Genomic DNA, 25,804 nt, shown 5'->3' with positions numbered 1-25,804 from the left:
CTAGGGACGGTGGATGCGATTGGACTGACGCGCGAGTGCGAATCGAGTGCCGTCGCCGACCGCGACCGGTCACCGACTCGGCGTGACCGCCGCGAGCAGGCCGGCCAGCCGCCGCCCGGTCGGCGTGTGCGCGTACGGGATCAGGGCCAGCGCCTCCTGCCACGCCCCTACCGCGGCGTCCCGGTCGCCCGCGGCGGCGAGGGCGTCGCCGAGCAGCGCGAGCACCTCCGCGGCCGGCGCCGACGCCGAGGCCTCCTGGTAGGCGACGGCCGCCTCGCGCCAGCAGTCGACCGCCCTGTCGAGCTCCCGGCGGGCGGAATGCCCCTGGCCGAGCACCTCCCACGCCTCGGCGATGCCCAACCGGTACCGCGCTCCGCGCGACAGGGCCATCGCCCGCTCGGCGCAGCGCACGGCCTCGTCCCCCCGGCCCAGTTCGGCGTGGCTCGCGCCCATGATGACCAGCACGTCCGCCTGCAGCTTGTCGTCGCCGGCCGCCCACGGCCCCAGCGCCGCGGTGAGCACCCGGACGACCTCCTCGTGCCGCCCCTGGGCGCTGAGGATCATCGCCCGGTTGATCCCGGCCCGGGTCATTTCGCCGTACAGGCCGAGGCGGGCGAGCAGCTCGACCGCCCGGTCGAGATGCGCGAGCGCGCTCTCGTGCTGGTGCCGGAAGTAGGCCGCCCCGGCCAGGCTGCGGTGCATCCGGGCCTGCCCGACCAGGTCGCCGCCCGCCCGGGCGGCCGCGAGCGCCACCTCGCCGGTCGTCGTCCAGTCGGCTGACCGGCCGCTGCGGTCGAAGAAGTGCTGCATCCCCAGGGCGAGCTGCCAGGCCTCGGTGTGCCGGCCCTGCCCGGCGGCCCGGCCGACCAGCGCGATGAGGACCTGCCGCTCGGCGGTGAACCAGCGCATGGCGTCGCCGTGCCCGGCGAAGCGCAGCGGAGTCTCACCCGGCCCCGGCTCGATCACCGGGTGGTACTCGGAGGTCAGCAGCCATCGGTGCGCCCGATAGGCGGTGGCCCGGTAGAACTGCAGGCAGCGCAGCTCCGCGGCGGCGCGCTCGGCCGGGCCGTCGTTCTCCTCGCCGAGTTCCGTGGCATAGGCCCGCAGCAGGTCGTGGGTGCGGTAGCGGCCCGGCAGGTCCTCGCTGATCAGGTGCGCGCGGCTCAGCTCGCCGAGCAGTGCTCGCGCGCTCCGCAACGGGACGCCAGCCAGGCCCGCCGCGCCGGCGATCGAGATGTCGGGGCCGGGATGGATCGGCAGCAGCCGGAACAGCCGGGCGGCCGGGGCGGACAGCGCCCGGTAGGACCAGGAGAAGACGGCACGCAGGCCGGTCTGCGGGTCGTCGCTGTCGAAGCCGTCCAGACTCCCGGGCGCTCCGGCCAGCTCCGCGGCGATCTGGGCCGGCGGCGTCCCCGGTAGGGCCGCCGCGCGGGCGGCCACCACGGCCAGCGCGAGCGGTAGCCGCCCGCAGGCGGCGATGATGGCGTCGATCGCGGCCGGGTCCGCCGCGACGCGGCTCACGCCCAGCGGCCGCGACAGCGCGGCGCGGGCCTCCTCGACGCTCGGCAGGCCGACCGGCAACGGGTGGGCGCCGGCCGTGGTGAGCAGGCCACTGAGCCGGCTGCGGCTGGTGACGATCACCAGACAGCCGGGGCTGCCGGGCAGCAGGTGCCGGATCTGCTCGGCGTCCCGGCAGTTGTCGAGCAGGATGAGCAGCCGCCGGCCGGCGAGGCTGCTGCGGTACAGGCCCGCCTGGGCGTGCAGCTCGGCGGGAATGCCCTCCTGCGGCACGCCGAGCGAGCCGAGGAAGCCGCGCAGCGCCTCGGCCGGGCTCATCGCCGGCTCCCGCCCGTCGTACCCGCGCAGGTCGACATACAGCTGCCCGTCCGGGTAGCCGGCGGCGAACCCGTGCGCGAGGTGGACGGCAAGGGCGGTCTTGCCGATCCCGGGCATGCCGTCGATCGCGAGCACCGCCGGCCCGCCCGGGCGCGCGACCGCCGCGCGGGCCTCCGCGATGAGGTCCTCCCGGCCGCTGAAGAAGGGCAGGTCCGGCGGCAGCTGCGCGGGGCGCGGGAGTGGGGCCGGCGATCCGGTACGTGCCGGCCGGGTGCGCTGGTGCAGCACCCGGTCGTACGCCTCTCGCAGCTCCTCGCCGGGGTCGACGCCCAGGTCCTCGGCGAGCCGGCCACGCACTGCCCGGTACGTCTCGACGGCCTCCGCCTGGCGGCCGTCGGCGGCCAGCGCCAGCAGCAACCGGCTCTGCAGCGACTCGTCGAACGGGTGCTGCTCGGCGGCCTGCCGCAGCGGCGCCAGCACCGCGCTCAGCCGGCCGCAACGTTCGGCGGCGTCGGCCGCCAGGCGCACGGCTTCGGCGCGTTCGGCCTCCACGGCGAGGAACGCGGGGTGCCGGCGGGAGGCCGGTTCCAGGCCGGCGGCGCACCGGCCCCGCCACAGCCGCAGCCCGTCGAGGGAATGCCGCAGCGCCGACTCCGCGTCGCCGTCCCGCAGGCTCCGGGCCGCCCGCCGGCTCAGCGACCGGAACCTCAGCAGGTCGAGGGACTCCTCGTCGGCCCGCAGCCGGTAGCCCGACAACTCGCGGAGGATGTGCCGGCCCGGCGCCCGGGTCGGCAGGCCGGGCTCGAACAGCCGCCGGAGCATCCCGACGTGCCGGTGCACCACGTTCGCGGCGCTGGCCGGGGCCTCCTCCTCCCAGAGCAGGTCGACCAGCTCCGCCAGGGAGACCGGCAGCCCGCCGCGGGCCAGCAGCAACGCGAGCACCAGGCGCTGCTGGCGGGCGCCCAGACGCAGCTCGGCGCCGGCGCGGACGACCCGGATCGAGCCGAGCACCGAGAAACCGACCGTGTCGCCCGCCTCCGCTCGCACAGCGGCCACGGTAACGGGCCGGTCCGCCGGCCGGAGCTTGCGATCGAGCAAGCTACCGCCCGTTCCGGTACGCGGGCGCCCGGCCGGCCGCGCGGCTCAGCTCACCGCCCGCTTCACGAGCGCGGCGATGCGCGCCTCCACCTCGGCCGTCACCTCGGTGAGGGCGAAGGCGCTCGCCCACATCGCGCCCTCGTCCAGCTTCGCCTGGTCGCTGAACCCGAGCGTCGCGTAGCGCGCCTTGAACTTCTCCGCGCTCTGGAAGAAGCAGACGACCTTGCCGTCCAGCGCGTAGGCGGGCATCCCGTACCAGAGCTTCGGTGCGAGGACGGGCGCGCTGGCCGTGACGACGGCGTGGACGCGCTCGGCCATGACCCGGTCCGGGTGCGGCATCTCGGCGATCTTCGCGAGCACGCTCCGCTCCGCCTCCGCCTCCTTGTCCGCCCGGGAGCCCCGGCGCGCCGCGGCCCTCAGCTCCTGGGCGTGGTCCTTCATGGCGGCCCGCTCCTCGGCCGTGAATCCGTCGTACCCGCTGGTCCTGCTGCTGGCCATGGTGCCCCCTGCGCTCGTGGGCCGGGCGTTTGCTCGCCGGCCCGATCACTGTGGTCACAGCCTCTCCCGGCCGGGGTGCGGGCCGCCTCCGTGCTGACCACGGAAACCACCACGGACACCGGGTCGGTGCGCCTGCCGGCGACCGGGAGCCGGCACCGGCCGGCGAACGAACGAGCCCCGGTCGATCCTGGTGGATCGACCGGGGCTCGTTGCCAGCCGGATCAGCGGATGTCGAACCGGTCCAGTTCCATGACCTTGGTCCAGGCGGCGACGAAGTCGGTGACGAACTTGTCGCGCGCGTCCTCGCTGGCGTAGACCTCGGCGAGGGCCCGCAGCTGGGAGTTGGAGCCGAAGATGAGGTCGACCGCGGTGGCGGTCCACTTCACCTCGTCGGTGGCCAGGTCCCGGATCTCGTACACGTGCTCCTCGGACTCCGACGCCTTCCACCGGGTGCCCGGGGAGAGCAGATTGGCGAAGAAGTCGTTGGTGAGCACGCCGGGCCGGTCGGTGAGGACGCCGTGGCGCGCACCGCCGACGTTGGCCCCGAGGGAGCGCAGGCCGCCGACGAGGACGGTCATCTCCGGGGCGGTCAGGTTGAGCATGTAGGCACGGTCGATGAGCAGCACCTCCGGCTGGGTCTTCTCACCCGGACGCAGGTAGTTGCGGAACCCGTCGGCCCGCGGCTCGAGGACCCGGAAGGACTCGACGTCGGTCTGCTCCTGGGACGCGTCCGTGCGGCCCGGGCGGAACGGCACCGTCACGTCGACGCCGGCGTCGCGCGCCGCCTTCTCGACCGCGGCCGAGCCGGCCAGCACGATCAGGTCCGCTAGCGAGATCTTCTTCGCGCCGCCGGCCGAGTTGAACTCCCGCTGGATGCCCTCGAGGGTGGCCAGAACCGTGGCGAGCTGCTCGGGCTGGTTGACCTCCCAGCTGCGCTGCGGCTCGAGACGGATCCGCGCGCCGTTGGCGCCACCGCGCTTGTCGGTGGACCGGAAGCTGGCGGCGGAGGCCCAGGCGGTGGAGACCAGCTGGGCGGTCGTGAGGCCCGACGCCAGGATCTTCGCCTTGAGCGCGGCGACGTCGGCGTCACCCACGAGCTCGTGGTCGACGGCCGGCACCGGGTCCTGCCACAGCTGGGGCTCCGGCACCCACGGCCCGAGGTAGCGGTCGACCGGACCCATGTCGCGGTGCAGCAGCTTGTACCAGGCCTTGGCGAACGCCAACGCGAACTCGTCGGGGTTCTCCAGGAACCGGCGGGAGATCTTCTCGTACGCCGGGTCGACGCGGAGCGACAGGTCGGTCGTCAGCATCGTCGGCTTGTACTTCTTCGACGGGTCGTACGGGTCCGGGATGATCGCCTCGGCGTCCTTGGCGACCCACTGCTTGGCGCCGCCGGGGCTCGTGGTGAGCTCCCACTCGTAGCCGAAGAGGATCTCGAAGAAGCGGTTGCTCCACTGCGTCGGCCGGTCGGTCCAGGTCACCTCGAGGCCGCTGGTGATGGTGTCCGGGCCCTTGCCGGTGCCGTGGGTGCTCAGCCAGCCCAGGCCCTGCGCCTCCAGCGGGGCGCCCTCGGGCTCGGGGCCGACGTGGTTGTCGGCGACGGCGGCGCCGTGGGTCTTGCCGAAGGTGTGGCCACCGGCGATGAGGGCGACGGTCTCCTCGTCGTTCATCGCCATCCGGGCGAAGGTCTCGCGGATGAAGTGCGCCGCCGCGAGCGGGTCCGCGTTGCCGCGGGGGCCCTCCGGGTTGACGTAGATGAGACCCATCTCGGTCGCGCCGACGCCGGTCACCATCTCCTTCTCGGAGGCGTAGCGCTCGTCACCGAGCCAGGTGTCCTCCGGACCCCAGAAGATCTCCTCGGGCTCCCAGACGTCCTCGCGGCCGAAGCCGAAGCCGAAGGTCTTGAAGCCCATCGACTCCAGGGCGACGTTGCCGGCGAGCACGAGCAGGTCGGCCCACGAGATCTTCTGCCCGTACTTCTGCTTGACCGGCCAGAGCAGGCGGCGGGCCTTGTCCAGGTTGGCGTTGTCCGGCCAGCTGTTGAGCGGGGCGAACCGCTGACCGCCGTCGCCCGCGCCGCCGCGACCGTCCTCGATCCGGTAGGTGCCGGCGGAGTGCCAGCTCATCCGGATCATCAGACCGCCGTAGTGCCCGAAGTCGGCCGGCCACCAGTCCTGCGAAGTGGTGAGGGCGGTGACGATGTCCTGCTTGAGGGCCTCGACGTCGAGCTTGGCGAACTCCCTGGCGTAGCTGAAGTCCGCACCCAGCGGGTTGCCCTTGGGCGAGTGCGCGTGCAGCACCGACAGGTCCAGCTGGTTGGGCCACCAGTCCCGGTTGGTGCGCGGACGACCGCCGGTCTTCGGGGTCGGCGAGTCGATCGCCGGGTTCTCGCTCTCGCTGCCGTGCGCGGTCACGGAGTCGTGCGCGACCGGGCAGCCGGCCGCCGCCTTCTTGTCCACGCCCTGGGCGCTGGAGGGGGCGTTGTCCTGGGTGTCGCTCATCAATGTCCTTCCGAACTGGCGGATCGCTGGGAGGTGCGTTCGGTCGCGCAGTCGGGGCAGGTGCCCCAGTAGACGACCTCCGCCTCGTCGACCAGGAACCCCTGGTCGTCGGAGGCGGTGAGACAGGGAGCCTGGCCCACGGCGCAGTCGACGTCGGCGATCGCACCGCAGGAGCGGCACACGACGTGGTGGTGGTTGTCCCCCACCCGCGACTCGTACCGGGCCGTGGCGCCCGCCGGCTGGATGCGCCGCACCAGACCGGCGTCGGTGAGGGCACGCAGCACGTCGTAGACCGTCTGGTGGGAGACCGTGGGTTGATCGGCCCGGACCAGGGCGATCACGGTGTCGGTGTCGACGTGCGGGTGGTCGCGCAGCGCGGCGAGCACCGCCAACCGGGGCCGGGTGACGCGCAACGAGACCGCCCGGAGCTGGGTCTCGAAGTCGGCCGTCATGCGACGAACATAGCTCACTGTTTTGGAATCAATCAAGTTTTGCCGCGATTCGCTCCACCAAAAAATACCGTCATCGGGGACGAACCACGCCTAACTGCTCCAACGCGAGGCCACCGTGAGGTGGGCGGACAGCGCGCGGAGGAAGTCGGGCGCGTCGAAGATCGCGCCGGCGGAGGCGACGCCGGTCGTCCTCGTCCGACCGGCGAGAATGCGCTGGACCGCCTCTACCGCCAGCGGCGCGCTGACGGCGTAGATGTCCCGGCCGCTGGCGACGACGCCGCGCCGCCGGTCGCCGGAGCGCACGACGACGTCGACCGTGAACGTCTGCCCCGACCGGCCGAGTTCGTCGACCGCGGCCGGTGCGGGCGTGCCCGGGCCGGCCAGGTCCCGGGCGGCGTCGGTGGTCATGTAGGTGGTCACCTCGGGGATGGACAGGTGGCTGGGGACGGTGACGACGTCGGCCATCGTGAACCCGCCGAGGACGGTGCGGGGGCCCAGCGGCGTGGGGAAATCCCAGTCCAGGACCGGCAGGTCGCCCTCGTCGAGGTGGTACTCCAGCCGGCCACCGGTGTAGCGGACCCGCCGGCCGTCACGCCGCTCCCGCGAGACGGTGCCCGAGGCGAGGGTTCCCGCCGTGGGGTGCCAACTGCTCAGCCCGTACGCGACGTGCGCCTCGTCGGCGGCCGTCCAGTCGCCCATCGCCTGGGTGACCAGCAGATCGCCGAGCCCGCCGAAGAAGGCCATCGCCGGGACCACCGCGACGCCCGCGCGCCGGGCGCGGTCGGCGAAGCGCGCGAACGTGTCGACGTTGGCCTCGATCTCGGCCGCCACGTCCACGTACGGGACGCCGGCGCGCAGGGCCGCTTCGATCACGGGGGCCGCGGTCGAGGCGAACGGGCCGGCGCAGTTGACGACCGCTGCCGCACCCCGCAACGCCTGGTCGAGCGAGGCCGGGTCGCCGGCCGACGCCACCCGGTGCGCGAGCCCCGGATGCGCCGCCGCCAGCGCCCGAAGACGCCCCGCGTCGCGGCCGAGCAGGAGCGGGACGAACCCGCGAGCGCGCAACTCCGTCACCACGAACCGCCCCGTGTGCCCGTACGCGCCGAACACCGCCACGGTCTGACCCGAACCCATCTGGATCCCTCCTCGAAGATCGACTGAGAAGATCCTCCAGCGGCGGCCGGCTCCCGGCCAGTGTCCGGAACGCCATGCCCCGTACAGTTTCGGACATGGCCACGATCGCGCTCGCCGCCACCGACGGGATGCTGCACTTCGAGTTCGCCATGGCGTGCGAGGTCTTCGCCCACGACCCCTCCGGCGTGGCAGACCCGTGGTACGACCTCGTGGTGTGCGGCCCGGGCCCGGTCGGGATCGGCAGGTTCCGGGTGGAACCCGACGACGGCCTGGACCGGCTCGCCCGCGCCGACACCGTGATCGTTCCCGCCGTGGCGGACATCGACGCGGACCTGCCACCCGACCTGCTCGACGCCGTCCGCGCGGCGCACCAGGCTGGCGCTCGGCTGGTCTCGCTGTGCACGGGGGCGTTCGTGCTGGCCGCCGCCGGGGTGCTGGACGGGCTGCGCGCCACCACGCACTGGGCCCACACCGAGGCGCTGGCCGCCCGCCATCCCCGGGTGCGGGTCGACCCGGACGTGCTCTACGTCGACAACGGCACCGTGCTCGCGTCCGCCGGCAAGGCCGCCGCGGTCGACCTGTGCCTGCACCTGATCCGCCGCGACCACGGTTCGACGGTCGCCAACGCCGTGGCCCGCCGCCTGGTCGTGCCGCCGCATCGCGCCGGCGGCCAGGCCCAGTTCGTCACCACCCCGGTGCCCGCCCGCGACGACCATCCCCTCGCCGACCTGCTGCCCTGGACCATGGCGCGGCTGGACCGTCCGCTGACCGTGGAGGATCTGGCCCGCCGGGCGAACATGAGCTCCCGCAACCTGGCCCGGCACTTCGTGTCGGCGACCGGCGCCACCCCGCTGCAGTGGCTGTCGACGCAGCGGATCCGCCGGGCCCAGGAGCTGCTGGAGAACACCGACCGCAGTATCGAGGCCATCGCGCGGGCGGCCGGCATGGGCACCGCCGCGACGCTGCGCCGGCACTTCAACCGGACGGTCGGCGTGCCGCCGGAGGCCTACCGCCGCACCTTCCGCAGCGCCTGACCCCCGCCCGTTCTCACAGGTCCAGCTCGCCCAGCTCCCCGCGGCCGGCGACGCCGAGCTTCGGGTACGCCTTGTACAGGTGGTACGCGACCGTCTTCGGGCTGAGGAAGAGCTGGGCGGCGATGTCCCGGTTGGACAGCCCCGTGCCGGCGAGCCGGGCGATCTGCAGCTCCTGCGGGGTGAGGTCGGCGCCGGCCGACGCGGCGGGCTGCGGCGCGCGCAGCCCGGTCGCCTCCAGCTCGCCGCGCGCCCGCGCCGCCCACGGCGCCGCCGCCAACCGGTCGAACGTGTGCAGGGCGCGCTGCAGCAGGCCGCGTGCCTCGGCCTTGCGCCGGGCGCGGCGCAGCCACTCCCCGTACAGCAGCTCGGTGCGGGCCTGCTCGAACGGCCGGCCACCGGCCTTCAGGGCGAGCAGGTGGTCCTGCTCGTCGCCGGTAAGCAGCGCCCGGCACCGGTACGCCAGCGACATGGCCCACGGCTGGTCCACCCGCTCCGCCCAGGCGCGGAAGCGGGCGTACGCCTCGTGGGCCCGCTCGGGCACGCCGGCCCGGACGGCCGCCTCCACGAGGTCGGGCACACTCCGGTACGCGCACACCTGGTGGGCGTACGGGTTCTCCTGCAGGGCGGCGAGCCGCGTCACGGCGGACTCCGCCCGACCGTGGCCGAGGTCGAGCAGGCCCAGCGCCCACAGCGTCCACGCCCGGCCGCCCGCCTCGGCGCCCGCCGCGGCGCCGTCCAGCGCCGAGGCCACCAGCTCCCGGCAACGCGCCTCGTCGCCGGCCACCGCGGCGAGCACCGCCTGCACGGCGCGCAACTGGCTGACCCAGAGCGGTTGGCCGCCGTCCCGGGCCACACGCACCGCCTCGTCGAGGCTGACCGTGGCGTCCCGGTGCCGGCCGTGGAAGAACTCCGCCTCGGCCAGGAAGAACAGCAGGGTGGGCAGCAGGCCGAGGACGCCGTCGGCCCGGCAGCGGGCGACCAGGGCGCCGGCCAGCTCGTACGTCTCGGCGTCCTGGCCCGCGACGAAGCCGAGCCCGCAGAGCTGCACCCGGTCGCGGGGTTCGCCGCCCACCTGGCCGGCGGTCGGCGCCAGCGGCAGCGGCCGGCCCCGGACGGCGGCGACCTGGTAGCGGGCCACCGGGTGGTCGAGCGTGGCGAGCTGGTCGAGGCAGGCGCCCAGGTGCGGCTCGCCGAGGTACCAGGCCGGGTGGAACGCGGCCACGAGCAGCGCGTCCCGCTGTTCCGGGTCGAGCTTCGCGCCGCCGGTCATCAGGTCGTACGCGGTCTGGTGGCCGCCCTGCCAGAACCAGGCGTGCCCTTCCACCCAGGCGACGCGGGCGTGGAAGGTCGGCTCGTCCACCAGGCCGGCCGCCCGCTCGGCGAGCCGGACCGCGTCACCGAGGTGCCCGGACTGCAGGCCGCTCTCCGCGGCCAGCAGCAGCCGGCGCGCCTTCGCCGTCTCCTCGTCGCTCAGCTCCGCGGCGCGCTCGAAGGCGGCCAGGGCCGCGCCGTAGCCGCTGCGCCCGCGGGCCTGCTCGGCGGTGCGTTCCAGCGCGGCGGCCACCTGCTCGTCCGGCCCGGTGGTGGCCGCGGCGAGGTGCCAGGCCCGCCGGTCGGCGGTGTCCGGCGCGGTGAGCACGTCCGCGAGCGCCCGGTGCGCGGCGAGCCGCTCCGGGTACGGCGCGGCGGCGTGCACCGCGGCGCGGACCAGCGGGTGCCGGAACCGCAGCCGCCGTCCGGTGACCTCGACGAGCCGGGCCTCCTCCGCCGCACGCAGGTCGGCGGGACCGCCGCCGAGCGGCGCGGCGGCGCGCAGCAGCACGTCCAGGTCGCCGGTGTCCTCGACGGCGGCGACGCGCAGCAGCGCCCGGGTGCCGGCGGGGAGCCGGTCGACCTGGCCGTGGAACGCCGCGAGCAGCCGGTCGGTCAGCGGCAGCGGGTCCTCGGCCGCGCCGGCGGCGAGGACGCCGGGCAGCTCGATCAGCGCGAGCGGGTTGCCCTGCGCCTCGCCGAGCACCCGCATCCGTACCTCCGGGGCGAGCCGCGGGTCGAGCAGCCGGACGGCATCGGCCGGCGCGAGCGCGCCGACGGTCAGCTCGGGCAGGCCCGGGGCGGGGAAGCTGCCGTCCCGGGCCGCGAAGATCATGACGACGCCCTCGGCGTGCAGCCGGCGGGCGGCGAAGAGCAGCGCCTCGGCGGAGACTTTGTCCAGCCAGTGCGCGTCGTCGACGAGGCAGAGCAGCGGGCCGTCCTCGGCGAGGTCCGCCAGGAGCGACAGCACGGCGAGGCCCACCAGCAGCCGGTCGGCCGGGACGCCGCCGCCGAGCCCGAACGCGGCGGCGAGCACCTGCCGCTGCGGCCCGGGCAAACGGTCGAGGCGGTCGAGCGCGGGCCGCACGAGCTGGCTCAGCCCGGCGAACGGCAGCTCGGCCTCGAACTCGGCGGCGCTCGCGCGCAGCACGCACGCCGGGTGGGCGGCCGGTGACGTCAGCTCGGCCGCCCAGTCCAGCAGCGCCGTCTTGCCGATGCCCGGGCCGCCCCGGAGCACCAGCGCGGCGCTCCGCCCGGTCCGGGCCCCCGCCACCAGGGCCGCGATCCGGTCCTGCTCCGCGCCGCGGCCGTGCAACATTCCCGCACCCTACACAGGTACGCAGTACCTAAGCGCTACCGATTCCCGGGCGCCGGATCGTCCCTAGCGTCGTGGCCATGGAACTCATCGAGACGTACCTCGCCGCCTGGAACACCGCCGACCCCGCCGCCCGCCGAGCCCTCGTCGACGAGGTCTGGACCGCCGACGGGACGTACACCGACCCGCTGGCCGCCGTCGCCGGGCGCGACCAGATCGACGCGCTGATCGGCGCCGTGCAGCAGCAGTTCCCCGGCCTGGAGTTCCGCCTGGCCGGCCCGGTCGACGCGCACCACGACCTGGCCCGGTTCACCTGGCACCTCGGCCCGCCCGGCGCCGAGCCGATCGTCGTCGGCTTCGACGTCGCGGTCATCGTCGACGGCCGGATCGCCACCGTGCACGGCTTCCTGGACCGGGTGCCGGCATGACCGTCCTGAGCGAGCGGCCGGTGCGGGTCACCGCACCGGCCGCTCGGCCCGGCGGGTTCCTGCCGGTGCTGCTGATCTCGACGTTCATGACCGCGATCGACGCGTTCATCGTCAACGTGGCGCTGCCGGCGATGCAACGCGACCTGCACGCCGGCCCGGCCGCCCTGGAGTGGGTGGTCGCCGGCTACGTCCTCGCGGTGGCCGCCGGCCTGATCACCGGCGGCCGGCTGGGTGACCGGTACGGTCGCCGCCGGATCTTCGGGCTCGGCCTCGCGCTGTTCACCGCCGCCTCGGTGCTCTGCGGGCTGGCGCCCACCGCGGGCGTCCTGCTCGGCGCCCGGGTGCTGCAGGGGCTCGCGGCGGCGCTGCTCATGCCGCAGGTGCTGGCCATCGTGCGGACCAGCGTCGCGCCCGCCGAGCAGCCGAAGGCGTTCGCCCGGTACGGCCTGACGATGGGTCTGGGCGCCGTCCTCGGGCAGTTGATCGGCGGCCTGCTCATCGAGGCCGACCTGTTCGGCCTGGACTGGCGGCTGTGCTTCCTGATCAACCTGCCGATCGGCGTGGCCGCACTGGCCCTGCTCCGCCGGGTGCCCGAGTCCCGCCACCCGGCGACCCGGCTCGACCTGGCCGGCGTGGTGCTGGTCAGCGCGGCGCTGGTGGCGCTGGTGCTGCCGCTGGTGGAAGGGCGCGAGCAGGGCTGGCCGCTGTGGACGTGGCTGAGCCTGGCCGCCTCGGTGCTGCTGTTCGCGCTCTTCGTGACGACCCAGCGGCGCGGCCGGCAACCCCTCGTGCATCTGGCGCTGTTCCGCGAGCGGGCGTTCTCGGTGGGGCTGGTGGCGACCCAGGTGTTCTGGATGGGGCAGGCGTCGTTCTTCCTCATCCTGGCCCTCTACCTGCAGGTGGAGCGGGGCCTGTCGGCGCTGGAGTCGGGCGTCGTCTTCACCGCGATCGGCGCCGGCTACCTGGCCACCTCGACGTACGCGCACCGGATCGCCGCCCGGCTCGGCCGCCAGGTGGTCACGGTCGGCGCGCTGGTGATGGTCGTGGGCCTGTACGGGATGTGGGAGGCGGCCGGGCACGGCACCGCTTGGCTCGTGCCGGGGCTCGCCGTGGACGGCGTCGGCATGGGCATCGCGCTCGCGCCGCTCACCACCACCGTGCTCGCCCGGGTCAGCCCGGCGCACACCGGCGCCGCCGCCGGCGTGCTCGCCACGGTCAACCAGACCGGCAACGCGGTCGGGGTGGCCCTGATCGGCATCGTCTTCTACGAGGCCGCCGATCTGACCGGCGGGTTCCGTGCCGGGCTGGTCGCGCTCGTCGTGCTGGAACTCGCGCTGGCCGCGATCATCCAACTGCTGCCGAGACGATGACGCCGGACACCCGGCCGCCGTCCCGCAGGACGGCGGCCGGCGCCGGCTAGCTCTCCGTCTCCTCGGGCTCGACCAGCAGGCGGGCGTAGTTGGCCATGGAACGCTGGTAGCGGGGCAGATGCGGGGCCAGCGCGGCAACCGCGACGGCGACCGCCTCACGCTCACGGCCCACGCTGGTCAACGCCAGGGCCAGCGCGGCGCTGACCGCGTCGTCGAGCTCGTCGGCGGGCTGCCGCCGCTCGGCCGTCAGCAGTTCGACCGCCTCCGCGGCCCGGCCCACGTTGCGCAGGGAGCTGGCCAGCTGGATGACCGAACGCCGGCGGCGGATGCCGGTGATGCCGCCGGCCAGCGCGGCCCGGTACAGCGGCACGGCCCGGTCGGAGTGGCCGGTGGAGTCGAAGGCGCAGGCGCGTTCGAACGCGGCCACCGGATCGCCGTCCGGCAGCTCCGCGGCGAGCGCGTCGACGCGTTTGCGGAACTCCTCGGGTTCGTGGTCGTCGATGGCGGCCCACAGCTCCGCGCTGCGTCGTTCCCAGTCCGGTGATGTCGTCATGGCGGCGATGGTGGCCGGAGCCGGTAGGGTGGCGCCAGTGATTCGGCCAGGACCGAATCATGGAGGGGGCGGACATGGCGATCACGCTGCGGTTCAGCCCGGCCGACCTGATGCGCTGCCGCTTCGCCATCTCGCCGGTGCTGGAGACGATCGAGGCCATCCGCCTCACCACGCCCGAGGACGCCCCCGGCTATCACCAGGGCTTTCTCCACGCCATGAGGGACCGTCTGGACGCGCTGGACCTGCGCCCGGTCACGCTGCTGCAACCCCGCCGCGGTTACAGCCCGGACTTCCTGTCCCCGCCGCCGACCACCGCGCGCCCCCGCTTCGAGGAAGAACTGGCCCGCATCGAGGCGACGCCGCTCGACCGGGTGGCCGCGGAGATCGCCCGCTCGCTGCGCGCGACCCGGGGCGCGGCGCGCACCGCGGTGGGCCGCCGGCTGCTGGCCGACCCGGCCGACGCGCTGCGCCTGCTCACCGGGGTGATCCGGGACGTGTGGGACCAGGTGATCCGGCCGGTGTGGCCGAACGTCCGCGCCCTGCTCGACGCCGACGTGGTCCACCAGAGCCGCCGGCTCGCCGAGGGCGGCCTGGACCGCCTCTTCGCCGAACTGCATCCCCAGTTGCGCTGGCACGACGGCGTCCTCACCCGCGACCGCGGTGACCACGAGGACCGCCGGCTCGCCGGCGAGGGCCTGCTGCTGATCCCGAGCGCGTTCAAGTTCGACCAGGTCCTGGTGATCCTCGACGAGCCGTGGCAACCCACCGTGATCTATCCGGCGCGCGGCCTGGGCACCCTGTGGCAGTCGACGCGGACGCCGGAGCTGGCGGCCGCGGGCCGCCTCCTGGGGCGCAGCCGCGCGACCCTGCTGGCCGGGCTGACCGAGCCCGTCAGCACGACCGTCCTGGCCCACCGCCACGCCCTGGCTGCCGGCACCGTCTCACAGCATCTGACCGTGCTCCGCGAGGCCGGGCTGGTGGTGGGCGAACGCCACGGGCACGAGATCCGTTACCGCCGCACGGCGCTCGGCACGGCGCTGCTCAGCGGGACCCTCCCCGCAGCCGGAACCTGACGGCGTCGCGTCCGCGAATCGGCGCACCGGGCGCATGACCGGACGAACCAGCACAGCGGATGACCTGCGGTCCGGGGAATGACGTCGACCGGGGCGGGCATTCGACCCGGGTACCGGCCGGACGAGACCAGCGAGGTGCGCGATGACGGGCAGCAGCGGGCGGGGCGACAGGCAGCAGCCGGAGGCGGCGACCCCGTGGGTCACCCGGGACGGCTTCGACGCGGAACCGCCCTGGGGCGCGGGCGAGCACGATCCGATGGACGAGGGCAGCGAGGAGACGGCCGTACCCGAGGGACGGCGCGGCGAGCGACGCGCCGACGCGCCGGCCGCGCCGACCGGCCGCGAGGGCCGGCACGGGTTCGGGCGGGTCGAACCCACCCGTACGCCGATGGCCGGTCCCGGCGCGCCCCCGGACCCGGCGCCGACGCGGCGGTCGTTCCCCGACGACGCGGACATCGACGTCCGCTCGGAGGACGCGCTGCGCACGCGCGGCCGGCGGTCCTGAGCACGAGGTCCGACCGGTCTGGGGGACGGTTCAGTACCGGCTGCGGGGCAGCCACCCCAGGAAGCGGGCCCTGGCCTGCGCCAGGGGCAGGGCCGGGAGGTCCCGGGTGGCGGCGACCAGACAGGTTCCCAGGTAGACGGCCAGTCCGGCCGTCGTCCCGCCGAACTCCGCCAGCAGTTGGCTCTGTTTCGTGGGGCAGGGCCATTCGTGGCCGCACCCGCTGCACCGCCAGTCCGGTGGCCGGGGCAGGTGCGCGGGCGGGCCGGAGCTCCGGTAGCGACGGGACGCGCCGTTGCGGGCGCGTGCGTCCCGCCGCGACGCGCCGCCGGCGACGGGTGGCTCCTCCACCAGCCGGCGGCGGGCCGTCGTGAGCGCGGCACCGACCCGGACCAGCGCCGCCGGCCCCACCTGCCGGGCGAGCGCCGCGGTGAGCAGATGGTGCCCGAACGCGTCGAACTCGTCCGGGGTCACCCGCAGCCGCCGGTGAAGCTGCACGAGCAGCACGGGTTCCGCGCCGGGACGGCCCGCCAGCACCTCCCGCAGAAGCTCGCGCAGGCACCCGTCCAGGGCCTCCCGGTGGCCGTCGAAACGGCCCGCGAGGCTCGGGTCCCCGTCGATCCGACGCAGGGTCTCGGTCACGACCGCCGACGTCACTTTCCGGGCATCGGTTTCCTCCACCACCACTCCCTCCCCGCCGCATCGCGGCGACGGGCTAGCGGAGGACGCGTCGCGACAAGCGCCCCCACAGGTTGAGCGCGACCACACCGGGGACCACTCTTCCCGACCATCCACCACCGGACTATGCCGTCCAGCGCAGAGGAACGCGGATTCCTGATCGCTCCGCGCAAGTTCCATGGACGGGACACGTGGCAGCGCGATCCCCGGGTTCGGGAATAGCATCGACCGAGCGAACCTCGGAACAGCTTGTCCCGGCGGCCGGACCACCGTCCACCGCCCCTCGTGACTCCGGCCGCCCGTCCACCCCAGCGCTCCTTCCGGCACCGCACACGGCGGCTCCTTCCCACCATCGGTCAGCCCATGGAGGACGGTTGAGCGCCGACGGTCCCATCAGCCACCGCTTCGACAGCCGCGACCCGCAGCGCATCCGCGACTACCTCGCCGGCGCGTACGGGACCCGCGGCCTGCGCATCAGCAGCGGCGACCGCGACTACCACCTGCGCCACCGACGGGTGCAGGCCGGCCGGTTCCAAGCCGACCGGCTCGCCCAGTCCACGGACCTGCGGGTCGCCGTCGAGGAGATCAGCTCCCTGGTCGTCTGCGAATCCGCGACCAGCAGGGTGAGCCGCAGCTGTGACGGCGAGCAGGGCGAGTACGTTCCCGGCGACATCTTCGTCGCCGCGCCACCGGGCCGCCGGTGCCGGCTGCGCTGGCAGCCCGGCGAAGTGGTCCTGCTCCAGTTGGACACCCACCTGTTCACCCAGGTGGCCCGCCCCGACGTGCGGCGGCGGCTCGCGGCGATCCACTTCACCGCGCTCGAACCCGCCTCCCCCGCCCTCGCGGAGCACTGGCGGGCCACCGCCCACTATGTCCGCCTGGCCGTGCTCGGCAACTCCGAGGCCAGCAGAGAACCCCTCGTCATCGGCGCTGCGGCGCGTACGCTGGCCGCCGCCGCCCTGGCCGTGTTCCCCAACACGGCGCTGACCGAGCCCACCGCACAGGACCGCCGCGACGCCGTGGTGCCCACCGTCCGTCGGGCGATCGCGTTCATGGAGGAACACGCCGAGCAGGACATCAGCCCCGCCGATGTCGCCGCTGCCGCCGCCGTCTCGATCCGCGCCCTGCAGTTGGCGTTCCGGCGTCACCTGGACAGCACCCCGATGGCCCAGTTGCGCCGGATCCGTCTGGAACGGGCACACCACGAGCTACGACAGGCGGACCCACGGCGGGAGACGGTGAGCCGCATCGCCAGCCGCTGGGGCTTCCCAAGCCACAGCCGGTTCGCCGCCCACTACCGCGCCGTCTTCGGCGTTCCGCCGAGCCGGACCCTGCACACCTGAGCGGGAGATGCCGCCGCGGACAGGACGAACCGGCTGCGGGGCAGCGCCGGGATGCGGCGCAGCGAGATCGTGAGGTCCTGCTCCGGCACCGTGTAGTCCAGGCGCGCCAGCCAGCCGGCGAAGGCCGCCAGCAGGGCCACCGTGACGTCCTCACCGGGGCAGCGGTGCCCCGTGGCCGGGTCGGCCCCGCCCTGCGGGATCAGCTCGTACGGGTCGGGAGCGCGGCCGACGAAACGCCCCGGGTCGAAGCGGTACGGCTCCGGCCACAGCCGCGCGTCGTGGTTCTGGCCGTAGATGTCGAGCAGGACGAGCGACCCGGCGGGAATGTGCTGGCCCTGCCAGGTCAGGTCGGTGACCGCCCGGGCGCCGACGAACGGCGCGAACGGGTAGAAGCGGCGTACCTCGTGGGCGAACGCCACCGCGTAGCCGGTGTCCCCGGCGCGCAGCCGGTCGCGCTGCCCGGGCCAGCGGTGCAGCGCGTGTGCCGTGAACGCCACGAACCAGGACACCGCGACGGTGGGGCGGATGATGTTGAGCAGTTCCACGGCGGCGAGGTCGACGTCCATCGGCTGACCGCCGCGCTGGCGGTGACGGGCCACCGCTTCCAGTGCCGACCCCGGCGTGGCGGAGACGGCCCCCGCGCGGACCTGGTCGATGAGCGCCGCGAGCCACCTCTCCCGCCGGCCCCGGGCGCGCCGTGCCCGCCAGTGCCGCGGGCCCAGGGTGGCGAAACCGTCGACCAGGGCGACCAGGTCACGGGCCACGGGCGCCACCTCGGCACGGTCCAGCGGGATTCCGGCCCAGGCGCAGACCCCCTTGGTGATCACCCGGCTGGCCTCGTCGAACAGCACGACCCGCCGGCCGTCGCCGGCCGTCGCGATCGCCTCGTCCCACGCCGCCGCCACGTGGTCGACCAGCTCACCGACCCGGCGCGGATCGGTGAGCAGGGACCGGAACAGCGCCTTGCGGTGGCGGTGGTCCGCGCCGTCGAGGGTGTGGACGGCCCCGTGACCGAACAGCGTCCCCTCCACCGGCTCGGGGATGGCCGAGTGCCGTCGCACATGCCGCTCGTCGTAGAAGAACCGCACCGCGTCCGGCCCGCGCAGCGCGACCGCCGGCTGGCCCATCACCCGGGTACGCACGGCACGGCCGCCGCCACGGCGCCACAGCCCGGGCAGCCAGGCGTAGCCGTTGAGCATCAGCCCGAGGCTGTCGTCCAGATACGGTCCGCGCTGGGTCGCCATGAGCGTGAGGTGCCCCCTGCGCCGGGCACGAAACCCCTCCCCCGGGCCCGCCGGAGCGCCCCGGCGGGCCCCCGGGCGACCTCACCGATCTGGCCCTGCGGGGGAGGGTGGCCGACGTACGGTGACGGCAGGCCCGGTCACGTGGCGGCCCAGGCGCGGCGGACCGGGGTCGAGCCGCCGCACGCCCGCCGGTCGGGCCGCCGCCCCGAGGAGGGGATGCCGTGTCGGATCAGGTGACGCCCGCCGCGTCCGGCGTGCGCCCGTACGCCGTGGCCGGGGCGCCGCTGCTCTGCGACGCCCGCGACCACGGCCTGACCGGTGACGGCACCAGCAACGACCAGCCGGCGCTCGCCGCGCTGGTCGACCGGCTCGGCGACGCGTACGCCGCGGACGGGCGCGCCCGCGTGATCTACTGCCCGCCCGGCGTGTACGCGATCCGCGACGCCGGCACCGTCTGGCGTAGCGGGGTGTCGCTGATGGGGGCGGGACCGGGCGCCACCCGGTTCCTGCTGAGCAACGACGCCAACCGGGCCCAGCCGGTGCCGCTGGCCTTCTACACCGCCCGGGAGCACGGGGCGAGTCCGGACCGACCCCTGGCCTACTGCACGTTCGCGGACTTCGAGATCGACGGATCGGGGGTGGCGTCGGCGGAGTACGACCCGCTGGCCAAGGGGCTGGGGTTGCAGTATGTGAACGGTGGGCTGTTCCGGAACCTGTTCATCCACCACACCGCCGCCACCGGCCTCGGCTGCGACTTCCTGCAGGACACCCTGGTCCAGGCAGTCCGCGTGCTCGAGTGCGGCCGGATGGACAACGGCCTGGAGATGGGCGGCGCCGGCATCGGCATCGGCGTCGGCGGTTGGGGCCCGGTGGAGCGGTTGACCGTCGCCAACTGCGTGGCCGTGGGCAACGCGACCAACGGCATCTTCCTGGAGATGCAGAACTCCGACCGGCCGCCGCCGCGCGGCATCCGGATCGTCGGGTGCCACGCCGAGGGCAACCGGTTCGGCATCTCCGACTGGGGCGTCGACGGGCTCATCGTCACCGGGTGCACGATGGTCGGGAACCTGGAGGCCGGCTTCCAGGTCTCGGCGAAGGGCACCACCGGGATCCCCGGCAAGGGGGGCCTGCTCACCGACTGCCTGATCGACGGGAACCTCCGCGACGGGGTGAGCATCGGCAACACCGCCGGCCCGTACACCGTGCGCGGCAACCGGATCAGCGGCAACGGCCGGTACGGCTACCACCACCAGGACCTCGGCGAGAGCGACCAGCCGGCCGCCGAGGAGATCGTCATCGAGAGCAACGACATCTGGGGCAACAGCCTCGACGGCATCCGTTTCGACCGGCCCCTGCGGGACGCCGTCATCATCAACAACCGCATCCGCAACAACGGACGCCAGTGCGCACCCGCCGCCACCGGCGGCGGCGAGTCGGTCCGCTACACGGAGAACCACCTCATCGACCAGCGCGCGAACTGGCCGGCCGACGGCCACCGCGGCAAGGTCCTCCGCGTCGGCAGCCGGTACGCCGTCGTCGCCGCCAACGACGCCACGAGCCTCACCCTCGCCCCCAACCGACCGGGCATCGACACCTCGTGGAGCGCGGACACTCCCCCGCCCAAGACGCCGTACGAGCTGCCGGCCGCCCCCGCGGGCCGCGGCGGCATCACCATCAACGCCGCCTCCGACTCGGTCACCATCCGCGGCAACCTCATCCGCGACACCAGCTCGGGCACCCAGCTCAGCGGGATCTGGATCACCGAGCGGGGCAGCTGCCTCAACTGCCGGGTGGTCGAGAACGACCTGGACGGCAACCGCACGGCGATCCGGGCCGACACCCCGGCGGTCGGCGGCCACTGGGCCGGCAACCACGGCGACCAGTGACCGCGCGGCGGCGCCCCGGTGAGCGGGTGGCGCGGCCGGCCCGCCGGAGTACGGTGGCGCGGGTGCTGTCCCGCCCACACGACCGATGAGTTCCGGCCCGGCGCGTCGTCTGCATGTCGGGAACGTCCCCCTTCCGCACCCCGGCGGGAGCCCGGGATGAGATGACGAAGGAGCAGGCACCGTGGACCAGGAGAACGTGAGCGCCACCCTGACTGTCGCCGTGCCCGCCGCGAGGGTCTTCGCGGTGCTGGCGGACCCGACGACCCATGCCGCGATCGACGGCACCGGCTGGGTTCAGGAGCCCGTCGACCGGGCGCCGCTGACCGAGGTGGGGCAGATCTTCCGGATGGACATGTACCACGCCAACCATCCCGACGGTGACTACCGGGTGGCCAACAGGGTCGAGGTCCTCGACCCGCCCCGCGCCATCGGCTGGCTGACGGGGCAGGAGAAGGACGGCGGCCACCTGGAGTTCGGCGGCTGGATGTGGCGTTACGACCTCGCGCCGCTCGGTCCGTCGCAGACGGCGGTCACGCTGACCTACGACTGGTCGGCGGTGCCGCAGTCCATCCGGCGGTACATCCAGTTCCCGCCGTTCGCCCCAGACCATCTCACCAACTCGCTGCACCACCTGGCCGAGCTGGCCGCGTCGACGTCCCGGGCCTCGACGCCCGCCGGTTGACCGGGCGGCCCGAGCCCGGACCGGGGCGGCGCTCAGCGGTGTACGGTCGGGCAATGGGCCTCCCCACCGCACTGACCACCGCCGGGTCCCTCATCGGCGGCTGGCAGCTCGCCCGCCGGACCGGCAACCGTTCCCTCGGCGGTGTGGTCCTCGCCGCGGGCGGTGTGCTGGCGGGACGCGAGTGGGCCCGGCGGACCAGCCCCGCCGTGACCGCCGCCCTGCTCGCGACCTACGCCGGGGCCTTCGGCCTGTCGCACCCGCTGGCCAGGCGCATCGGCGCCTGGCCCTCCGTGCTGATCGTCTCCGCGCTCACCGCGGCCGCCTCGTACGCGGCAGCGGACCGCCACGCCCCGCGTTAGCAGCCCACCCGTCCTCGCGGCCTCGTCCTGCGCCGCCCGTGATCACATCACCGTGCCAGCGAGTTCACCCGTCGGCCCGGAGCGCCGGTGCGTTCAGGCGGTCGCGTCCAGCCGCGTTCGTACCTCCTCGGGAAGCACCAGGGCGGCGCCGTTCAGTGCCTCCTCCAGCTGGGCGACGCTGCTGGCACCGACGATCGGCGTCACCGCGGGAACGCCGCCCGTCAGCCAGGCGAGCACGACCTGGTTGCGGGTCACGCCGAGCTCGCCGGCCACCTCGCTGAGCACGGCCAGCCGCCGGGCCGTTCCCGGGTGGTCGTAGGCCTCGGGAAGGGGACGATCCTCGCGGGTGTAGGAGCCGTTGAGCAGCGGGGTGTACGCCCAGAGGGCGAGTTCGCGATCCGAGCTGACGTAGTCGAGGACGTCGTCCGTCACCCAACCGAAGCGGTGGCCCTGGTCGGGAACGGCCGCGCCCGGGCGCGGCGTGACGTACGAGTGCCGCAACTGCAGCGCGGTGTAGCCGGGCCAGCCGTTGTCCCGGGCGACGCCGCGGGCGCGCTCCACCCGCCAGAGAGCGTGGTTGGACGCGCCGAGGCGGCACACGGCGCCGGACTTGACGAGCTGCGCCAGCGCGTACCCCGTCTCCTCCAGCGGCGCCGACCGATCCTCCATGTGCGTCCAGTACAGGTCGACGTGATCGGTACGCAGGCGCTGGAGGCTGCCCTCGACCGCCGTCTGGATCGCCGGGGCCGAAAGCCCTTCCCGGTTGGCCGGCCACTGGCCCGCGCCGATCGGCTGAGCGCCCACCTTGGTGCTGAGCCGCACCCGGTTGCGGGCACCGGGTCGCCTGGAGAGCCATTCGCCGATCACTCGTTCGCTGTGCCCGCCGGCCCCGTCGGGATCGGACCAGAACGCGTAGCAGTTCGCGGTGTCGATCATCGTGCCGCCCGCGTCGACGAACCGGTCGAGCAGGTCGAACGCGGTCCGCTCGTCCACGTCGCTGCCGAAGCGCATCGTCCCGAGGGCGAGGTTCACGGTCATGCTGGGTTCCTTTCGTCGGGTCGAGCCGGGGGGTCGGTCAGGCGCGGGTCCGCGAGGGAGTGCACGCCTGCGCGGATCCGTTCGGCGTCCATGTGTCGGTGCTGCTGGAGATAGTCGACGACGTCGGCGCGGAGTGCGGTGAAGACGGCGTGGGCGAGGTATCCGGCGTCGACGGTGGGCCGTGCCGCGCGGATCCGGTCAGTGAGTTCCCCGATCCAGAACTGGCTGGCGGGATTGGCGTAGTAGGCGTACGGGCCGTAGTGCTCCAGCGCGCGGATGAGCGTGCGACTGTCCAGGACGAAGTCGAGCAGCGCATCGAGGTAGGCGTGGAGGCGCGCGACGGGATCCCCTCCGGGCCCGAGCGGGGGTTCGCCCGATCGCACGCGGTCCTGCAGGGCGGCGACACGTGGCGCGATGAGCGCGTCGACCAGTCCCAGGAGGTCGCCGAAGCGGCGCAGGACCGTGGCCTTGCCCACGCCGGCGACCTGGGCGATGCGCTCCAGGCTGACGTGGTCCAGGTCCGCGCGTTGGAACAGCGACTCGGCGGCGTCCAGGATGGCCGCCCGGTTACGGGCGGCATCGGCTCGTTCGCCCACCGCCTCACCTCCTTGCCTAAGCGGACCGCCGGACCATATTGGACCGGACCGGCGGACCGGTTCCCGTCCGGGCCCGCCGGACAGGAGGAGTAGGAACCATGCATGATCGCTGCTGTCGGGCTGTCGCGTTCTCGACGTACGGCGACGCCGACGTCCTGCGGATGGTCGATCACGCGGTGCCCGGGCCCGGCCCGGGACAGGTCCGCATCGCGGTCCGCGCCGCCGGCGTCAACCCGATCGACTGGAAGATCCGAAGTGGCGCCTTGGCCGAGATGATGCCGGTGCGCCTCCCGGCCGTTCCCGGTGTCGACGTGGCCGGCGTCGTCGAACAGGTCGGGCCCGGCGTGACCGGCTTCGCGGTCGGTGACGAGGTCTTCGGCAAGGCGGTCACCGGAAGTTACGCTGAGCTGGCGCTGGCGGACCTCGACGCCCTGGCCGCGAAGCCCGCGGGAATGCCGTGGGAGGTGGCGGCCGCCCTGCCCGTGCGCGGCACGGTGTGGACGCCGCCCTGGACGCGGCGGGCCGGGGTTCCCTGCGAGCCCTGGTGGAGCTGACCGGGAACCCCGACCGGGTGATCAGCCTGGCCGACCCGTCGGGGGAGTCACTGGGTGCGCGGTTCGCGTACGGCGAGCCCGACGACAGGGCCGGCATCCTGACCGAGGTCGCGGCGCTGGTGGCGGCCGGCACGATCACGGTGTTCGTGGCCCGCGCCTATCCGTTGACCGACGCGGCCGCCGCCCATCGCCACAGCGAGACGGGGCATGTCCGCGGCAAGCTGGTCCTGGCGCCGATTGTCGCCTCAGGACGGACCCAGGGCGCGCAGGTCCCGGAAGAAGGCGCGGATGTCGCCGACGAGCAGGTCCGGCTCCTCCATGGCGGCGAAGTGGCCTCCCCGGTCGAACTCCGTCCAGCGGACGATGTTGTTGCTGCGTTCGGCGATGTGGCGCAGCACGAGGAAGTTCTCCCGCGGGAACGAGGCGAACGCGGTGGGGGCCGGTGAGGGCTCGGGCGGCTCGCCCCAGTAGGGCGCGTGGGCGCGCTCGTAGTAGATGCGCGCGGACGAACCCGCCGTCCCGGTGAGCCAGTACAGCATGACGTTGGTGAGCAGGTGGTCGCGGTCGACGGCGTCCTCCGGCCGGTCGGCGGAGTCGGTCCACTCCTTGAACTTCTCGGCGATCCAGGCGAGCTGGCCGACCGGCGAGTCGGTCAGCGCGTACGCGAGGGTCTGTGGCCGGGTGGACTGGATGTCGGCATAGCCCTGCTTGTCGCGGTTCCACGCCCGCATCCGCTCCCAGGAGGCCCAGGTCCGCTCCCGTTCCGCGGGGCTGAGGCCGGCGAGTTCCTCCTGGCTCGGCTCGGCCGCGGCGCCGGCACCGGGGATCAGGTTCAGGTGGACGCCGATGACGTTGTCGGGGCGGACACGCCCGAGTTCCCGGGAGATGACAGCTCCCCAGTCGCCGCCCTGGACTCCGTAGCGGTGGTAACCCAGGCGGCGCATCAGCTCGGCGAAGGCAGCCGCGACACGGCGGTACTCCCAGCCCGTCGCACGGGCGGGGCCGGAGAACCCGAAGCCGGGGATGCTGGGCAGGACCAGGTGGAAGGCGTCGGCCGGGTCGGCGCCGTGTGCTCGGGGATCGGTGAGCGGGCCCGCGATCCGCTCGAACTCCACTATGGATCCGGGCCAGCCGTGCGTGATGATCAGGGGCGTGGCATCCGGTTCCGGGGAGCGGATGTGCGCGAAGTGGATGTCCGCGCCGTCGATGGAGGTCTTGAACTGCGGCCACTGGTTCAGGCGGGCCTCCGCCGCTCGCCAGTCGTACCTGTGCCGCCAGTGGTGCGCGAGCTCGCGCAGGTAGTCCCGGGGGACGCCGTAGGCCCAGCCGACATCGGGCAGTTCGTCCGGCCAGCGTGTGTGGTCGAGGCGCCGCCACAGGTCGTCCAGGTCGCTGTCCGGGATCGCCACGCGGAACGGCCGGATGCACTCCTCCGGTGATGTGGTCACGTCGGCGCAGTCTAGGACTCGCCCGAGGGGCCGCTCTCCCTCGGGCGGCTCGCCGGGACATCCGTCACCGCGCACGCGTACCGACGTCCGTTCGGCCGCCTTGACGATCATGAATGAGGTTCGGGCACCCCGTCTATGATCCACTGGAGGCGCGACGGTGACGGAGGAACGCGGTGATCGACGCGGTGTTTTTCGATGTCGGCGGGACGATTCTCGACGAGTCCCGCGAGTTCGGATCCTGGGCGGACTGGTTCGGCATTCCACGGCACACGTTCTCGGCGGTCTTCGGTGCGGCGATCGCCCGGGGCCTGGACTGGCAGGAACCGTTCCGGGTCTTCCGCCCCGATTTCGACCTCACGGTCGAACTCGAACGCCGCGCAGCCGCCGGCATACCCGAGACGTTCGGCGAGGAGGATCTCTACCTCGACGCGCGGTCGTGCCTGGCATCCCTGAAGGACCAGGGCCTGCTCGTGGGCCTGGCCGGCAACCAGCCGGCTCATGCCGAGGCGATCCTCCGCGCTCTCGACCTGCCCGTGGATGTGATCGGCACGTCGCACGGCTGGGGCGTGGCGAAGCCGTCACCGGCCTTCTTCGAGCACGTCATCCGTGCCGGGGGTGGCGACGCCTCGTCGATCCTGTACGTCGGCGATCGGCCCGACAACGACGCACGCCCGGCCCTGGCGGCCGGCATGCAGGCGTGCCTGATCCGGCGCGGTCCGTGGGGTCACATCCTCGACCTGCCCGCCGTCGCGGAGCGGTGCCTGTTCCGCATCGGCGCGCTGGACGAACTCCCGAGCCTGGTGGCCAAGCACAACGCAGCAGGCGGCTGATTCGCCGATGGTTGGGAAAGGAATTGCGGCCCAGAACAACC

General features: G+C 74.1%; 22 protein-coding genes and 1 pseudogene. 11 read left to right on the top strand and 12 right to left on the bottom strand.

Annotated elements, in window-relative coordinates; translation table 11 throughout:
- Nucleotides 1-69: 69 nt before the first annotated feature.
- From F8274_RS00475 to F8274_RS00455, 5 genes are all read right to left on the bottom strand, one after another.
- Nucleotides 70-2,883: a BTAD domain-containing putative transcriptional regulator gene (locus F8274_RS00475; RefSeq protein ID WP_192579627.1), complete on the bottom strand. Its 2,814-nt coding sequence runs from the start codon at nucleotides 2,881-2,883 to the stop codon at nucleotides 70-72.
- A gap of 96 nt (nucleotides 2,884-2,979) precedes the next feature.
- Nucleotides 2,980-3,432, bottom strand: a complete 453-nt coding sequence (locus tag F8274_RS00470) for an iron chaperone (protein ID WP_151460259.1) — start codon at nucleotides 3,430-3,432, stop codon at nucleotides 2,980-2,982.
- Nucleotides 3,433-3,653: 221 nt separating this feature from the next.
- Complete coding sequence (katG, locus tag F8274_RS00465; protein WP_151460258.1) at nucleotides 3,654-5,933, bottom strand: catalase/peroxidase HPI; 2,280 nt, start codon at nucleotides 5,931-5,933, stop codon at nucleotides 3,654-3,656.
- Entirely contained in the window at nucleotides 5,933-6,385 is a 453-nt protein-coding gene (locus tag F8274_RS00460) for a Fur family transcriptional regulator (protein WP_151460257.1), read from the bottom strand. The genes katG and F8274_RS00460 overlap by 1 nt, the downstream gene beginning before the upstream one ends.
- A gap of 90 nt (nucleotides 6,386-6,475) precedes the next feature.
- Nucleotides 6,476-7,519, bottom strand: coding sequence for a saccharopine dehydrogenase NADP-binding domain-containing protein (locus F8274_RS00455; protein ID WP_151460256.1), 1,044 nt, complete (start codon nucleotides 7,517-7,519; stop codon nucleotides 6,476-6,478).
- Nucleotides 7,520-7,614: 95 nt separating this feature from the next.
- Between F8274_RS00455 and F8274_RS00450 the strand changes: the two genes are divergently transcribed.
- Nucleotides 7,615-8,553, top strand: a complete 939-nt coding sequence (locus F8274_RS00450) for a helix-turn-helix domain-containing protein (RefSeq protein ID WP_151460255.1) — start codon at nucleotides 7,615-7,617, stop codon at nucleotides 8,551-8,553.
- A gap of 13 nt (nucleotides 8,554-8,566) precedes the next feature.
- On the opposite strand, the gene F8274_RS00445 is transcribed toward F8274_RS00450, so the two are convergent.
- On the bottom strand, nucleotides 8,567-11,182 hold the full coding sequence (locus F8274_RS00445) for a helix-turn-helix transcriptional regulator (RefSeq protein WP_151460254.1): 2,616 nt from the start codon (nucleotides 11,180-11,182) through the stop codon (nucleotides 8,567-8,569).
- A gap of 77 nt (nucleotides 11,183-11,259) precedes the next feature.
- On the opposite strand from F8274_RS00445, the gene F8274_RS00440 reads away from it, so the two are divergent.
- Nucleotides 11,260-11,607, top strand: a complete 348-nt coding sequence (locus tag F8274_RS00440) for a nuclear transport factor 2 family protein (RefSeq protein WP_151460253.1) — start codon at nucleotides 11,260-11,262, stop codon at nucleotides 11,605-11,607.
- The gene (locus tag F8274_RS00435) at nucleotides 11,604-12,977 is read left to right on the top strand and encodes an MFS transporter (RefSeq protein WP_151460252.1); all 1,374 of its coding nucleotides are present in this window, start codon (nucleotides 11,604-11,606) and stop codon (nucleotides 12,975-12,977) included. The genes F8274_RS00440 and F8274_RS00435 overlap by 4 nt, the downstream gene beginning before the upstream one ends.
- Nucleotides 12,978-13,023: 46 nt before the next feature.
- Here F8274_RS00435 and F8274_RS00430 read toward each other — a convergent pair whose 3' ends face one another.
- A complete protein-coding gene (locus tag F8274_RS00430) occupies nucleotides 13,024-13,530 on the bottom strand; it encodes a tetratricopeptide repeat protein (protein WP_151460251.1) in 507 nt (168 codons plus the stop codon).
- A 59-nt stretch (nucleotides 13,531-13,589) separates the two neighbouring features.
- On the opposite strand from F8274_RS00430, the gene F8274_RS00425 reads away from it, so the two are divergent.
- Both F8274_RS00425 and F8274_RS00420 read left to right on the top strand, forming a co-directional pair.
- Nucleotides 13,590-14,603, top strand: coding sequence for a DUF5937 family protein (locus F8274_RS00425; protein ID WP_225853493.1), 1,014 nt, complete (start codon nucleotides 13,590-13,592; stop codon nucleotides 14,601-14,603).
- A gap of 142 nt (nucleotides 14,604-14,745) precedes the next feature.
- Nucleotides 14,746-15,108, top strand: a complete 363-nt coding sequence (locus F8274_RS00420; protein ID WP_151460250.1) for a hypothetical protein — start codon at nucleotides 14,746-14,748, stop codon at nucleotides 15,106-15,108.
- 30 nt (nucleotides 15,109-15,138) lie between these two features.
- Here F8274_RS00420 and F8274_RS31585 read toward each other — a convergent pair whose 3' ends face one another.
- The gene (locus F8274_RS31585) at nucleotides 15,139-15,747 is read right to left on the bottom strand and encodes a hypothetical protein (protein WP_225853492.1); all 609 of its coding nucleotides are present in this window, start codon (nucleotides 15,745-15,747) and stop codon (nucleotides 15,139-15,141) included.
- A gap of 410 nt (nucleotides 15,748-16,157) precedes the next feature.
- Here F8274_RS31585 and F8274_RS00410 point away from each other — a divergent pair, with 410 nt between their 5' ends.
- Nucleotides 16,158-17,126, top strand: a complete 969-nt coding sequence (locus F8274_RS00410) for an AraC family transcriptional regulator (RefSeq protein ID WP_151460249.1) — start codon at nucleotides 16,158-16,160, stop codon at nucleotides 17,124-17,126.
- On the opposite strand, the gene F8274_RS00405 is transcribed toward F8274_RS00410, so the two are convergent.
- A complete protein-coding gene (locus tag F8274_RS00405; protein WP_151460248.1) occupies nucleotides 17,078-18,370 on the bottom strand; it encodes a cytochrome P450 in 1,293 nt (430 codons plus the stop codon). The genes F8274_RS00410 and F8274_RS00405 overlap by 49 nt on opposite strands.
- 221 nt (nucleotides 18,371-18,591) lie before the next feature.
- Between F8274_RS00405 and F8274_RS00400 the strand changes: the two genes are divergently transcribed.
- The 3 genes from F8274_RS00400 to F8274_RS00390 all read left to right on the top strand — a co-directional run bounded on the left by F8274_RS00400 (nucleotide 18,592) and on the right by F8274_RS00390 (nucleotide 21,297).
- On the top strand, nucleotides 18,592-20,256 hold the full coding sequence (locus F8274_RS00400) for a right-handed parallel beta-helix repeat-containing protein (RefSeq protein ID WP_151460247.1): 1,665 nt from the start codon (nucleotides 18,592-18,594) through the stop codon (nucleotides 20,254-20,256).
- Nucleotides 20,257-20,437: 181 nt separating this feature from the next.
- Entirely contained in the window at nucleotides 20,438-20,938 is a 501-nt protein-coding gene (locus F8274_RS00395; RefSeq protein ID WP_151460246.1) for an SRPBCC family protein, read from the top strand.
- 53 nt (nucleotides 20,939-20,991) lie between these two features.
- Nucleotides 20,992-21,297: a hypothetical protein gene (locus tag F8274_RS00390; RefSeq protein ID WP_151460245.1), complete on the top strand. Its 306-nt coding sequence runs from the start codon at nucleotides 20,992-20,994 to the stop codon at nucleotides 21,295-21,297.
- A gap of 93 nt (nucleotides 21,298-21,390) precedes the next feature.
- Here F8274_RS00390 and F8274_RS00385 read toward each other — a convergent pair whose 3' ends face one another.
- Both F8274_RS00385 and F8274_RS00380 read right to left on the bottom strand, forming a co-directional pair.
- Complete coding sequence (locus F8274_RS00385) at nucleotides 21,391-22,335, bottom strand: aldo/keto reductase (protein ID WP_151460244.1); 945 nt, start codon at nucleotides 22,333-22,335, stop codon at nucleotides 21,391-21,393.
- Entirely contained in the window at nucleotides 22,332-22,931 is a 600-nt protein-coding gene (locus F8274_RS00380; protein ID WP_151460243.1) for a TetR/AcrR family transcriptional regulator, read from the bottom strand. The genes F8274_RS00385 and F8274_RS00380 overlap by 4 nt, the downstream gene beginning before the upstream one ends.
- Nucleotides 22,932-23,029: 98 nt before the next feature.
- Here F8274_RS00380 and F8274_RS00375 point away from each other — a divergent pair.
- Nucleotides 23,030-23,724 (top strand): annotated as a pseudogene (locus F8274_RS00375) (NADP-dependent oxidoreductase); the annotation flags it as partial.
- Nucleotides 23,725-23,730: 6 nt separating this feature from the next.
- Here the strand turns inward: F8274_RS00375 and F8274_RS00370 are convergent.
- Entirely contained in the window at nucleotides 23,731-24,909 is a 1,179-nt protein-coding gene (locus tag F8274_RS00370) for an epoxide hydrolase family protein (protein WP_225853500.1), read from the bottom strand.
- A gap of 197 nt (nucleotides 24,910-25,106) precedes the next feature.
- On the opposite strand from F8274_RS00370, the gene F8274_RS00365 reads away from it, so the two are divergent.
- Nucleotides 25,107-25,763, top strand: a complete 657-nt coding sequence (locus F8274_RS00365; protein ID WP_151460241.1) for an HAD family hydrolase — start codon at nucleotides 25,107-25,109, stop codon at nucleotides 25,761-25,763.
- Nucleotides 25,764-25,804: the final 41 nt, after the last annotated feature.

This window comes from Micromonospora sp. AMSO31t, from assembly GCF_008868175.1.
Taxonomy (GTDB): Bacteria; Actinomycetota; Actinomycetes; order Mycobacteriales; family Micromonosporaceae; genus Micromonospora.
The sequence above is the reverse complement of the archived record's forward strand: the minus strand, read 5'-3'. Positions and strand labels throughout refer to the sequence as shown.